9 protein-coding genes are annotated in these 13,098 nt (G+C 68.9%); 8 read left to right on the top strand and 1 reads right to left on the bottom strand.

The annotated features are described in order from the left end of the window. Positions 1–54: 54 nt before the first annotated feature. The 6 genes from ABZZ20_RS06475 to ABZZ20_RS06500 all read left to right on the top strand — a co-directional run bounded on the left by ABZZ20_RS06475 (position 55) and on the right by ABZZ20_RS06500 (position 8,647). The gene (locus ABZZ20_RS06475; protein WP_356867409.1) at positions 55–1,257 is read left to right on the top strand and encodes an ROK family transcriptional regulator; all 1,203 of its coding nucleotides are present in this window, start codon (positions 55–57) and stop codon (positions 1,255–1,257) included. Positions 1,258–1,374: 117 nt separating this feature from the next. Further along, positions 1,375–2,493 carry a substrate-binding domain-containing protein gene (locus ABZZ20_RS06480; RefSeq protein WP_356867411.1) on the top strand — a complete coding sequence of 373 codons (1,119 nt, stop codon included), beginning with the start codon at positions 1,375–1,377 and terminating at the stop codon, positions 2,491–2,493. Between the two features lie 280 nt (positions 2,494–2,773). Further along, positions 2,774–3,562 (top strand): ATP-binding cassette domain-containing protein, encoded by a 789-nt coding sequence (locus ABZZ20_RS06485; RefSeq protein ID WP_356867413.1) that lies wholly within the window; start codon positions 2,774–2,776, stop codon positions 3,560–3,562. Between the two features lie 29 nt (positions 3,563–3,591). Then, entirely contained in the window at positions 3,592–4,851 is a 1,260-nt protein-coding gene (locus ABZZ20_RS06490; protein ID WP_356867961.1) for a sugar ABC transporter permease, read from the top strand. Between the two features lie 241 nt (positions 4,852–5,092). Further along, positions 5,093–7,036 (top strand): 1-deoxy-D-xylulose-5-phosphate synthase, encoded by a 1,944-nt coding sequence (gene dxs, locus ABZZ20_RS06495; RefSeq protein WP_356867415.1) that lies wholly within the window; start codon positions 5,093–5,095, stop codon positions 7,034–7,036. Positions 7,037–7,123: 87 nt separating this feature from the next. Then, positions 7,124–8,647, top strand: a complete 1,524-nt coding sequence (locus tag ABZZ20_RS06500) for an amino acid permease (RefSeq protein ID WP_356867417.1) — start codon at positions 7,124–7,126, stop codon at positions 8,645–8,647. 86 nt (positions 8,648–8,733) lie between these two features. Here the strand turns inward: ABZZ20_RS06500 and ABZZ20_RS06505 are convergent, their stop codons facing one another. Next, complete coding sequence (locus ABZZ20_RS06505; protein ID WP_356867419.1) at positions 8,734–9,831, bottom strand: LCP family protein; 1,098 nt, start codon at positions 9,829–9,831, stop codon at positions 8,734–8,736. Positions 9,832–10,057: 226 nt separating this feature from the next. On the opposite strand from ABZZ20_RS06505, the gene ABZZ20_RS06510 reads away from it, so the two are divergent. Together ABZZ20_RS06510 and ABZZ20_RS06515 are read left to right on the top strand one after the other, a co-directional pair. After that, a complete protein-coding gene (locus ABZZ20_RS06510; RefSeq protein ID WP_356867421.1) occupies positions 10,058–11,104 on the top strand; it encodes a hypothetical protein in 1,047 nt (348 codons plus the stop codon). Between the two features lie 318 nt (positions 11,105–11,422). Further along, on the top strand, positions 11,423–13,096 hold the full coding sequence (locus ABZZ20_RS06515; RefSeq protein ID WP_356867423.1) for a stealth family protein: 1,674 nt from the start codon (positions 11,423–11,425) through the stop codon (positions 13,094–13,096). Positions 13,097–13,098: the final 2 nt, after the last annotated feature.

Raw genomic sequence — 13,098 nt, forward strand, 5'->3', positions numbered from 1 at the left:
TGTCGGCCGGGGGGCGACGGTCGGCCGTCGCTTATGGGCAGGAGTGGATGAGTCGTGCAGACTCCCGGATCGCAGTCTTCGCTGCACCGCGCGAATCTCGAACGGGTCGTGCGGGCGGTGCGGCTCGCGGGTTCGTTGACCCAGGCGGAGATCGCCCGGTCCACCGGATTGTCGGCGGCCACGGTCTCCAACATCGTCCGCGAGCTCAAGGACGGCGGGACCGTCGAGGTCACCGACACCTCGGCCGGCGGCCGGCGGGCGCGCAGCGTCTCGCTCAGCGGCGACGCGGGCATCGTGATCGGCGTGGACTTCGGTCACACCCACCTGCGGGTGGCGGTCGGCAACCTCGCCCACCAGGTCCTGGCCGAGGAAGCCGCCCCGCTGGACGTGGACGCGTCCTGGACGGACGGTTTCGACCGGGCGGAAGCCCTGGTCGGGCAGTTGATCGCGGGCATCGGCGTGGGCCTGGAGAAGGTCATCGGCGTGGGGCTCGGAGTCCCCGGCCCCATCGACGTGGAGTCCGGGACCCTGGGCTCCACCGCGATCCTGCCTGGCTGGGCCGGGATCAACCCGCGCCAGGAGCTCTCGCGGCGCCTGGGCGTGCCCGTGTACGTGGACAACGACGCCAACCTCGGAGCGCTCGGGGAACTGGTCTGGGGGAGCGGGCGCGGGGTCAAAGACCTCGCGTACATCAAGGTCGCGAGCGGCGTCGGCGCCGGCCTGGTGATCAACGGCCAGATCTACCGGGGGCCCGGCGGCACCGCCGGCGAGATCGGGCACATCACCCTGGACGAGTCGGGCCCGGTCTGCCGCTGCGGCAACCGCGGCTGCCTGGAGACCTTCGCGGCGGCCCGGTACGTCCTCCCGCTGCTCCAGAGCACCCACGGGCCCGAGTTGACGATGGAGCGCGTGGTGGAGCTGGCCCGGGAGGGTGACCCCGGGTGTCGCCGGGTGATCGCGGACGTCGGCCGCCATGTGGGCAGTGGTGTCGCGAACCTGTGCAACGTTTTGAACCCGAGCCGCGTGGTGCTCGGCGGTTCGCTGGCGGAAGCCGGTGAACTGGTCCTGGCCCCCATACGCGAGTCCGTGGGGCGGTACGCGATCCCCAGCGCGGCACGGCAACTGTCCGTGCTCACCGGGTCGTTGGGCGGTCGGGCGGAGGTGCTGGGTGCGCTGGCCCTGGTGCTGAGCGAGATGGGTGATTCGACCCTTTTGGCCGGTTCACCGACCCTGAAGCTCTTGCCTTCAGTTAGATAACGGATGGCACCGTTGTCATCTCGTTAAGGATTCACTCCTTGACGGCAAACTGCGGCCGAGGTTGACTCACGTCCACCTCGGCCGCAATGTTGCGGCCTCGTCAGGGAGGTTCAAGAAATGAACACGCGTATGCGTAGAGCCGCCGTAGCCGTCGCCGCCACCGCCATGGCCGCTTCCCTTGCCGCCTGTGGCAGCGCTAAGGAGGCCGGCGAGAAGCCGAAGGAGTCCGGCTCGGCTGCCGCCGCGGGTGGGGCCATCAAGGTCGGTCTGCTCCTGCCGGAGAACCAGACCGCGCGCTACGAGAAGTTCGACAAGCCGCTCATCGAGAAGAAGGTCGCCGAACTCACCGGCGGCAAGGGCGAAGTGGTCTACGCCAACGCCAAGCAGGACGCGACCACGCAGAACTCGCAGGTCGACACGATGATCACCAACAAGGTGAACGTCCTGATCGTCGACGCGGTCGACTCCAAGGCCATCGCCGGCTCGATCAAGAAGGCCAAGGACGCGGGCATCCCGGTCGTCTCCTACGACCGTCTGGCCGAGGGCCCGATCGACGCCTACACCTCCTTCGACAACGAAGAGGTCGGCAAGGTCCAGGGCAAGGCGCTGCTGGAGGCGCTGGGCGACAAGGCCAAGGACGGCCAGATCGTCATGATGAACGGGTCCGTCACCGACCCGAACGCCGCCCTCTTCAAGAAGGGTGCGCACTCCGTTCTCGACGGCAAGGTGACCGTCGGCAAGGAGTACGACACCAAGGAGTGGAAGCCGGAGAACGCCAACACCAACATGGCGGGCGCGATCTCCGCACTCGGCAAGGACAAGATCGTCGGCGTCTACTCCGCCAATGACGGCATGGCCGGCGGCATCATCACCGCCCTCAAGGCGGCCGGCATGACCCCGCTGCCCCCGGTCACCGGCCAGGACGCGGAACTCGCCGGTGTGCAGCGGATCGTCCTGGGCGAGCAGTTCATGAGCGTCTACAAGCCGTACGCCCCCGAGGCCGAGGCCGCCGCGAAGATGGCCGTCGCCCTCGCCAAGGGCGAGAAGCTGGACGGCGTCACCACCTCCAAGGTCGACAGCCCCACCACCAAGGGCATCGCCTCGGTCCTGGTCCCCGTCGTCTCGCTCACCAAGAACAACATCAAGGACACTGTCATCAAGGACGGTGTCTACACGGCCGACGAGATCTGCACCGAGAAGTACGCGGCCGCCTGCGCCACCCTCGGCCTGAAGTAGGTCGAACCGGCCTCACGTAGCTCCTACGGAGGCCGTGTCGGCCCACCACGGTCGGTGTCCGGCCTCATCCAGGTCCTCCCGGGCCTGCCGAGGCCCCAGCGTCCTGCTTCACCGGAAGGCCCGTCCCCGTGGTCTCCGGTCCCCCAGGACCCCCGTTCCTGCCCGGCGCCCCGCCCCTTCTTCCCCGCCAACGCGGGGCGCCGAGCAGAATCGATTCCCCCACCCCACCCCGCTCCTGCACTTATTGCACGACATCCCCGCCGGTCAGGCGGCGAAGGAGATGGTTCATGTGTCCGCTGCGCCCGTGCTGGCGTTGCGAGGGGTCTCGAAGCGATTCGGTGCCGTTCAGGCGCTCACCGATGTAGAGCTCGAGATCCATTCCGGCGAGGTGGTCGCCCTGGTCGGCGACAACGGCGCCGGCAAGTCCACACTCGTCAAGACGATCGCCGGCGTCCACCCCATCGATGACGGAGTCATCGAATGGCAGGGCAAGCCGGTCTCGATCAGCAGGCCCCACGACGCCCAGAACCTGGGCATCGCGACGGTTTACCAGGACCTCGCGCTGTGCGACAACATCGACGTCGTCGGCAACCTCTTCCTGGGCCGCGAGCTCAAGCGACACGGTGTCCTGGACGAGGTGGAGATGGAGCGCCGCGCCCGCGAGCTCCTGACCACGCTGTCCATCCGCATCCCCAGTGTCCGCATTCCCATCGCCTCGCTCTCCGGCGGTCAGCGCCAGACCGTGGCGATCGCCCGTTCGATGCTGGGCGAGCCCCAGCTCGTCATCCTCGACGAGCCCACGGCCGCCCTCGGCGTCGAGCAGACCGCCCAGGTCCTCGACCTGGTGGAGCGGCTGCGCGAGCGGGGCCACGCCGTCATCCTCATCAGCCACAACATGGCCGATGTGAAGGCCGTCGCCGACAAGGTGGCGGTCCTGCGGCTGGGCCGCAACAACGGCGTCTTCTCGGTGAAGGACACGTCGCAGGAAGAGATCATCTCCGCTATCACGGGTGCCACGGACAATGCCGTGACCCGCCGGGCGGCCCGTACCGGGGAGGCTCGCAAGTGAGCACCGAACACCACACCGCGGCGGAAGAGGTGGCCCAGTTGGCCAACCCCGCCGCCCCGGCGGACGCCATTCCCGCGGTGGACCCGCGCCTGCTCGTGCGCGAGCAGGGTCTGACCGGCTACCTGAGCGAGTTCGGCCGCAAGATGAAGGCCGGCGACCTGGGCTCCCTCCCGGTCGTCATCGGCCTGATCGTCATCTGGGGCATCTTCCAGGGGCTGAACGAGAACTTCCTGTCCCCGGAGAACCTCACCAACATCGCGATCACGATGGTCGCCACCGGCATGATGGCCGTGGGCATCATCTTCGTGCTGCTGCTGGGTGAGATCGACCTTTCGGTCGGCTCGGTCAGCGGTGTCTCGGGCGCGATCGTCGCTGTCCTCGCCGTCACCCACGGGGTCAACGAATGGGTGGCGATCCTGGTCGCCATCGCCGGCGGCGCCCTGATCGGCGCGATCCACGGCTTCTTCTTCGCCAAGATCGGCGCACCGGCCTTCGCGGTCACCCTGTCGGGCCTGCTCTTCTGGTCCGGCGCGATGCTGCAGATCCTCGGCAGCAACGGCACGATCAACCTCGACTCCGATGGCGTGGTGGGCCAGCTCACCACGTACTTCTTCTCGGACGTGGCCGCCGGCTACGGCCTTGCGGCGGTCGCCACGGTCGGGTACTTCCTGGCCTCCTTCTTCGACAACCGCCGCCGCCAGGCCGCGGGCGTGCCCTCCCGCCCCTTGAGCGAGATCGCGCTGCGCACCGGGCTGCTGGCGCTGTTCACCTTCGGCCCCGCCGCGGTGTTCAACCAGTACAAGGGCCTCCCGCTCGCGGTGGTGCTCTTCGTGCTGGTCCTGGTCGGCACGGACTTCCTGCTGCGCCGTACCTCGTTCGGCCGCAACATCTTCGCCCTCGGTGGCAGCGTCGAGGCCTCGCGGCGTGCGGGCATCAACGTCACCGGGATCCGCATCGCGGTCTTCGCCATCTCGGGCACCTTCGCCGCCGTCGGCGGGCTCTTCTGGGCCTCCAAGATCGCGGCGGCCAACCAGAGCGCCGGCGCCGGCGACCTGCTGATGAACGTGATCGCGGCGGCCGTGATCGGCGGCACCAGCCTCTTCGGCGGCCGGGGCCGGACCTGGAACGCCCTCCTCGGCGTCATGGTCATCACCTCGATCCAGTACGGTCTGGCTCTCGAGGGCATCGCCACCCCGATCCAGTACATGATCACTGGTGCGGTGCTGCTGGCCACCGTGGTGATCGACTCGGTCACCCGCAAGACCCAGAAGACAGCCGGACGCGCCTGACACCGCGCCCTGCGCGGTAAGACCGGTCACAGTGCCCGGTGCCACTTCGTGTGGCACCGGGCATCTGTGCGTACATATGTGCGTACGGCTGTGTGGGTATACGCCCTTATGTGATGTGTGGCATAAGGGCTCTGTGTGCAGGTATGACAAAGCTGTAACCCGCCTGCGGCAGCCCGATGACCGCCGTCGCCGACGGAACATTAGACTCGACAGACCAGCAAGCAACTGCAAGGAGGCACGGGTGCTGCTGCCCCGCATCAAGGGACCGCGCGATCTGGACCGGCTCAGCCAGGAGGAGCTCAATCAGCTCGCCGCCGAGATCAGGTCCTTCCTCGTCGACGCCGTCTCCAAGACCGGCGGGCACCTCGGCCCCAACCTCGGGGTGGTCGAACTGACGATCGCCCTGCACCGGGTCTTCGACTCGCCCAAGGACAAGGTCCTCTTCGACACCGGTCACCAGGCCTACGTCCACAAACTGCTCACGGGCCGCCAGGACTTCGTCGGCCTGCGCACCAAGGGCGGCCTGTCCGGCTACCCCTCGCGCGCCGAGTCCGACCACGACGTCATCGAGAACTCCCACGCCTCCACCGTGCTGGGCTGGGCCGACGGCCTGGCCAAGGCCAACGAGGTGCTCGGCCGGGAGGACCACCACGTCGCCGCCGTCATCGGTGACGGCGCGCTGACCGGCGGCATGGCCTGGGAGGCGCTGAACAACATCGCCGCCGCCAAGGACCGCCCGCTGGTCATCGTCGTCAACGACAACGAGCGCTCGTACGGCCCCACCATCGGCGGCCTCGCGAACCACCTGGCCACCCTGCGCACCACGGACGGCTACGAGCGCTTCCTGGCCCGCGGCAAGGAGATCCTGGAGCGCACCCCGGTCGTCGGGAAGCCGCTCTTCGAGACCTTGCACGGGGCCAAGAAGGGCCTCAAGGACTTCATCGCCCCGCAGGGCATGTTCGAGGACCTCGGCCTGAAGTACATCGGGCCCATCGACGGCCACGACATCGAGGCCCTGGAGTCCGCCCTCCAGCGCGCCAAGCGCTTCAGCGGCCCCGTCATCGTGCACTGCCTCACCCAGAAGGGCCGCGGCTACACCCCGGCCCTTGAGCACGAGGCGGACCGCTTCCACGCGGTCGGCGTCATCCACCCGGACACCGGTCTGCCGGTGAAGACCGCGGCCGCCAGCTGGACCTCCGTCTTCGCCGACGAGATGGTCAAGCTCGGCCACGAGCGCGAGGACATCGTCGGCATCACCGCGGCAATGCTCCACCCGGTCGGCCTCAACAAGTTCGCCGAGGCCTTCCCGAACCGCATCTACGACGTCGGCATCGCCGAGCAGCACGGCGCGACATCGGCGGCGGGCCTCGCCACCGGCGGGGTCCACCCGGTCTTCGCGGTCTACGCGACCTTCCTCAACCGCGCCTTCGACCAGGTCCTGATGGACGTGGCCCTGCACAAGTGCGGCGTCACCTTCGTCCTGGACCGCGCCGGTGTCACCGGTGACGACGGCGCCTCCCACAACGGCATGTGGGACATGTCCATCCTCCAGGTCGTCCCCGGCCTGCGCCTCGCCGCCCCGCGCGACGCCGAACAGCTGCGCGCCCAGCTGCGCGAGGCCGTCGAGGTCAAGGACGCCCCGACCGTGGTGCGCTACTCCAAGGGCGTCGTCGGCCCGGCCGTCCCGGCCGTCGGTCGGATCGGCGGCATGGACGTGCTGCGCACCCCGAACCCCGAGGTCACCCGCGACCTTTCGGGCCTGGGAGGTGCCCTCACGGACGTGCTGCTCGTCTCGGTCGGCGCGCTCGCTCCGATGTGCCTGGAGATCGCGGACCTGCTCGACAAGCAGGGGATCTCCACGACCGTCGTCGACCCCCGCTGGGTCAAGCCGGTGGACGAGGCCCTGGCCCCGCTGGCCGACCGGCACCGCGTCGTCGTCACCGTCGAGGACAACGGCCGCACCGGCGGCGTGGGCGCCGCCGTCTCGCAGGCGCTGCGCGACGCCGGTGTGGACGTGCCGCTGCGCGACTTCGGCATTCCGCAGCGCTTCCTCGACCACGCCCTCCGCAAGGAGATCATGGCCGAGATCGGCCTGACCGCGCCGGATATCGCCCGACAGGTCACGGGCCTGGTGGCCAAGCTGGACGGGCGCTTCGACAGCGAGCCGGCCGCCGCCGTCGACTAGCCCGAACGCCTCACCTGGGGCGCTGCGCGGTTGCACGTCACGGGCCGGGAGATCACCCTTGGGGGGTGGGCCTCCCGGCCCGTTCGCATGCGTTCCCCGCTCGGAGGTGCGTTGGTGAGTACGGATCAGAAAAGCCCCTTCCGTACCAAGACGGTGGAACAGTCCATCCGGGACACGGAGGAGCCGGAGCACGCGCTCCGCAAATCGCTCTCGGCCTGGGACCTGACCGTCTTCGGTGTGGGCGTCATCATCGGCACCGGCATCTTCGTCCTCACAGGCATCGCGGCCCGGAACAACGCCGGACCCGCAACCTCCCTCGCCTTCGTTGTAGCGGGCATCGTCTGTGCCCTCGCGGCGCTCTGCTACGCCGAGTTCGCGTCGACCGTGCCGGTGGCCGGCTCGGCGTACACCTTCTCGTACGCTTCGATCGGTGAGCTTCCCGCCTGGATCATCGGCTGGGACCTGGTGCTGGAGTTCGCGCTCGGCACCGCCGTCGTGGCGGTCGGCTGGTCGGGGTACGTGCGCCACCTCATGCACACGAACCTCGGCTGGGACATGCCCGCCGCGTTGTCCGGGCCCGACGGCGGCGGAACCTTCGACCTGTTGGCCTTCCTGCTGGTCCTGGTGCTCACCGCGATCCTGGTCGCCGGGACGAAGCTCTCGGCGCGGATCACCGCGATCGTCGTCGCCATCAAGGTCTTCGTGGTGCTGCTGGTCATCGTCGCGGGCCTGTTCTTCATCAAGGCGGACAACTACTCCCCGTTCATCCCGCCGGCCGAGCCGCAGCCCGCGGGCAGCGGCCTGAAGGCACCGCTGATCCAGGTGCTGTTCGGCTACGCACCCACCAACTTCGGCGTCATGGGCATCTTCACCGCGGCCTCCCTCGTCTTCTTCGCCTTCATCGGCTTCGACGTCGTGGCCACCGCGGCCGAGGAGACCAAGAACCCCCAGCGGGACATGCCGCGCGGCATCCTCGGCTCGCTGATCATCTGCACCGTGCTCTACGTCGCCGTGACGCTGGTGGTCACCGGCATGCAGGACTACCGGCAGATGTCGGCGAGCGCCCCGCTCGCGGAAGCCTTCAAATCCGTGGACCAACCCTTCTTCGCCGGTGCTATCAGCCTCGGGGCGGCGGTCGGTCTGATCACCGTGTGCATGATCCTGCTCCTCGGCCAGACCCGGGTGTTCTTCGCGATGAGCCGCGACGGACTGCTGCCGCGCGTCTTCTCCGTCACCCACCCGAAGTACCGCACGCCCTACCGGGCGACCGTGCTCCTCGGCGGGGTCATCGCCGTCGTCGCGGGCTTCACCAGCCTGGAGAAGCTAGCGGAACTGGTGAACATCGGCACCCTGTTCGCCTTCGTCGTGGTCGCCCTCGGCGTGATGGTCCTGCGCAAGACCCGCCCCGACCTCCACCGCTCCTTCCGCACCCCGTGGGTGCCGCTGATCCCCATCCTGTCGATCGCGGCCTCGTTCTGGCTGATGCTCAACCTGCCGACCGAGACCTGGATCCGGTTCGGCATCTGGATGGTCATCGGCTTCGTCGTCTACTTCCTGTACGGACGCCGGCACAGCCGCCTCGGCAAGGCCGGGGCGGACGCCGACTACTAGCCGACTCCTCAGCGGAGCCCGGCCACGACGAACGGGCTGTACGGGAGCGCCTCCCGTACAGCCCGTTCGCGCATCGACGCCGGGTGTCAGCCCTTGGCGGGAGACTTCTTCGCCTCGGCGGGGATCTTCTGGTCGGTCCGCAGGGCCTCCCACAGCTGGCCCGCCTGCGGCTCCGCCACGACCACGCGGTTGGGGTCCACCTTGTCGTAGGCGACCGGCAGCATGATCGTCTCCATGGTGTCCGGGTCCACGCCCTTCATGCTCTGGGCGAAGTCGGACAGGGCGGTGAGGGAGGCGAGGTCGGAGTCGGTGGTCAGCGACTTCGTTCCGGCGTCGGCGAGCTTGTAGAGCCGGGCCGGGTTGCCGAGGGCGTCCTGCTTCTTGATCTCCGACAGCATCGCCATCATGAACTGCTGCTGCAGGCCTATGCGCCCCAGGTCACTGCCGTCACCGTAGCCGTAGCGGGTACGGACGAACTTGAGCGAGTCGGCGCCGTCGAGCCGGTGCGTCCCGGCATCGAGCTTGAGGCCGCCCTTCGCGCCGCTCATCGGCTTGTCCAGGGTGACGGTGACTCCGCCGAGGGCGTCCACCAGGCCCTTGAACCCGGCGAAGTCGACCTCGACGAAGTGGTCCACCCGGATGCCGGACATCTGCTCGACGGTCTTGACCACGCAGGCCGGCCCGGCCAGCGAGTAGACGGAGTTGAACATGACCCGGTTCGCGGGCTTGACGGTCTTGCCGTCGGCGTCCTTGCATTCGGGCCGGCTGATCAGGGTGTCGCGCGGGATGCTCACCGCGGTGGCCTTGGACCGGCCCTCGGGTATGTGTACGAGCATCGCGGTGTCCGACCGGGCGCCGCTGACGTCACCGTGATCGAGGTCCGCGTTGGCCCCGGCGCGCGAGTCGGAGCCGAGTACGAGGACGTTCTGCGCGCCCGCGACGACCTTCTTGGGCCGGTTGTCGCCGATGGCCTGGTCGAGATCGACGCTGTCGATGTTGCCGTTGAGGTGGCTGTACGCCCACCAGCCCGCACCGCCGGCCGCGAGAATGAGGGCCGCCAGGGTCAGTAGGACGACGCGGCGGATCCGCTGCCCGCGCGTACGGGTCCGGACGCGCTTGCGTCCCCGGCCGTCGGAGTGGCCGGGGGCCTCGCGGTGATCCGGTGTCTTGACGTCCTGGCTCATCCTGCTGTCCTCAATTGTGGTTGCCGGGCGCGCGCTGGCGGGCGTGGGGTCCAGGCGTGTGGGGGCTCGCCCGTTCGTGCCACGCTGACCGTGCACTATAGACAGAAAATCTCATGGACGTACGGGCCGGTGCCCAGCCTCTCGTAAGCGCGAGCGTCAAACTACTATTCGACGCGACCGCGGCCCTCAGGCCGAACAGGGATACCTCCGGAAGGGCCGCAACACGGTGAGCGAACACGTCGTCGACGGGCGCTGGCTCTCCCTGGGCAGGGACGGACGCCTCACCGCCTTCGTCCGGACCACCGGTGGGCTGCTGCGGTGGACCGAGCAGGAGCCGGGCGGACCGAAGTGGACCGGACCCGACTTCATCGAGACCCCCGAGCTCACCCACGTCACCGTGGTGCAGGGCGCCGACGGCTACCTGCACTTCCTCGGCCGCCGCACCGCCCGGGGCGCGGGCGGTGCGCCGGTGGTGGACTACGTACGCGCCACCCAGTTCCAGACCGGACGCCCGATGACGGACTGGATGCCGCTGGGCAATCCGTCCAAGGACCCCGAGCGGGCCGCCCGGGCGGGCGCGCCGGTGGGCGCCGTCAGCGCTTCCGGTGCGGTGCACCTCTTCGTCCGGCACGCGGGAGGCGGTGTCTCGATGCGCCGCGAGGGCAGGCGCGGCGGCTGGGGGGCCTGGCAGAACCTGAAGGGCCAGCACGCCGTGGACGGTGCAGCCGCGGTGGTCGGGAGCTCCGGGCTGGTCGAGTTGCTGGTCCCGGCGAGCAATGGCCGGGCGATGCACTGGGGTCAGAGTGTGGCCGATGGTGAGGTCGAGCGCCGACCGAACCTCCGCATCGCCCCCGTGGCAGGCAGTCTGGCCGCTCTGGAGACGGTGTCGGGCCGGGTGACGTACTACTGGACCGATGCGGCGAGCGGCCAGATCCTCGCCCACCGGGTCGGCGATTGGGTCATCGCGCTCGGAGGTGCCCCGGCCGAGGGCCGCCTCGCGGCCCTGCGTGCCGCGCTCGACGGCTACGACTGCACGGTGCTCGCGCACTGGGGCTTCGACGGCCAGGTGATGCTCGCTGCCTGCGCCACCGAGAACGAGGGCGCCGGTGTGTGGTGGTCGCCCACAGGTGAGCAGACCGCCTGCCCGCCGGCTCTCGCGCTCGACGGCTACGGCCGTGTGGTGATCGGTACGGTGGACGCGGGCGGCGCGCTGCGGATCGCGCGCCAGCGCCCCGAGCCGGGCTTGAGCATGGATCCTGCGATCCAGGTGTAAAAGCGGATAGCCCCCTATCAAAACGCCCATAAATGTTGTGTGAGCTTCTTCACGAGCTCTTTACGTTTTCCTGCACAGGCCCTGTGACCAGGCACGTTCTGGGCATCATGGGTGGACTGCGGATGGACACAGCGTGGCTAAGGGTGTGAAGATCCGATAATCGTGAAGGTTGAGGGCGTGGACGGATAGGGAAAAGTGGCGAACAACCCGGAAGCCAGTGCCCTCGTGGCGGGCTATCGTTCGCTGGTCCCAATCCATGCGCGCCGACGTGTGGTCCGGCGCGTCCCCAAGCCCATGCGGGCCGGCGTCATCAAGAGCATGACCCTGGTCGACTCGGCGAAGTCCGCGGTCGTCTCCAGCGCGATGGGCGGCAGCATAGCGAAGGACGGCACCGACGCCAGCCTGCGCGTGGTCCGCGTCAAGGGCAAGCACCTGCGCGCGATGGTCGTCTCCGGTGCCACGGAGTGGGCCGCGCAGGCCCGCAACCTGCACCTGCTGGTAGCCGTGCTCGAAGACGCCGGCATCGACTACTTCTGCGTCCGCGGCACGGGCAAGACCAACCCCTGCGTCGCCGTCCGGTCGGGAAGTCGTGGGGAGGTCGAGCGAGTCCTCCAGCTGACCTTCGGCGCCAACCCCGGCTACGTCAGCCACGCGGCCAGCGGCGGCCGGCTCCGCCCGGGTTCCGCGCCCAGGACCTGGGCCAGATACCGCCACGACGACGTCCTGCGACTGTGCTGGGTGGTCTGCGACCCGACGGGGAACCTGGTGTTCGGACAGGAATCCGGCGTCGACCTGGAATTCTGGGCCGAGGACTCCGGGCAGCTCATCGCGCCCCGGCCGAACAGTGTCGTGATGGAGGTCCCGGCCGACGGCCGCCGCACCTGGGCGCCGCAGCAGCTGTTCAGCCCCGTCCCCGCCCCGTATTGGACCGGTGAGGCGCGCACCCTCGCGGAATTCACCGCTCCGCTGCCCTCTGACCACCTCTTCCCGATCGACGTCGTCTACACCTGGGTCGACGACGCGGATCCCGAGTGGCGGGCGAGCAAGGACGCCGTGCGCCGCGGTATCACGGCGGGCACCGAAACGGCCCCGCTGCACGAGCAGGCCGCCAACGATGCCCGGTTCACCAGCCGCGACGAGCTGCGCTACTCCCTGCGATCGATCCACCAGTACGCACCGTGGGTCCACCAGATCTTCCTCGTCACCGCCGGCCAGGTACCGGGCTGGCTCAACACCGAGTACCCCGGCCTGACCGTCGTCGACCACCGCGAGATCTTCTCCGACCCGGGCGCGCTGCCCACGTTCAACTCCCACGCCATCGAAAGCCAGTTGCATCACATACCCGGCCTTTCGGAATGCTTCCTCTATCTCAACGACGACGTGTTCTTCGGGCGTCCCGTGCGCCCCGGGCATTTCTTCCACCCCAACGGGCTGTCGAAGTTCTTCATGTCCAAGGCCCTGATCCCGCCGGGCCGGGTCACCCCCGAGGACCTACCCGTCAACGCGGCGGGGAAGAACAGCCGCGGCCTGATCACCCAGCAGTTCGGCACCTTCATCTCCCAGAAGATGAAGCACACCCCCCATGCCCTGCGGCGCAGCATCCTCGGAGAGATCGAGCAGGTCTACGCGACCTCCCACTGGGGAACCCAGCACTCGCGCTTCCGCTCCCCGCACGACGTGCCGATCGCCTCCTCCCTGCACCACTACTACGCGTACCACTCGGCCCGCGCCACCGTCGGCGACCTGCGGTACGTGTACATCGACATCGGTGACACCCCCGCGCAGCAGCGCCTCGACCGACTCGTGGCCCGGCGCGACTTCGACACCTTCTGCATCAACGACACCGTCACCCCCAAGGACAAGGACGCGCAGGCGCGCATGGTCGAGCACTTCCTCGACTCCTACTTTCCTGTCCCGAGCCCCTACGAGATTCCGGACGCCGTCGGCACCCCCACCCGGCGCATCACCGAGCTGGGAAGCCGCTACCGATGAAG

Source organism: Streptomyces sp. NPDC006430 (genome assembly GCF_040612395.1).
Lineage (GTDB): Bacteria > Actinomycetota > Actinomycetes > Streptomycetales > Streptomycetaceae > Streptomyces.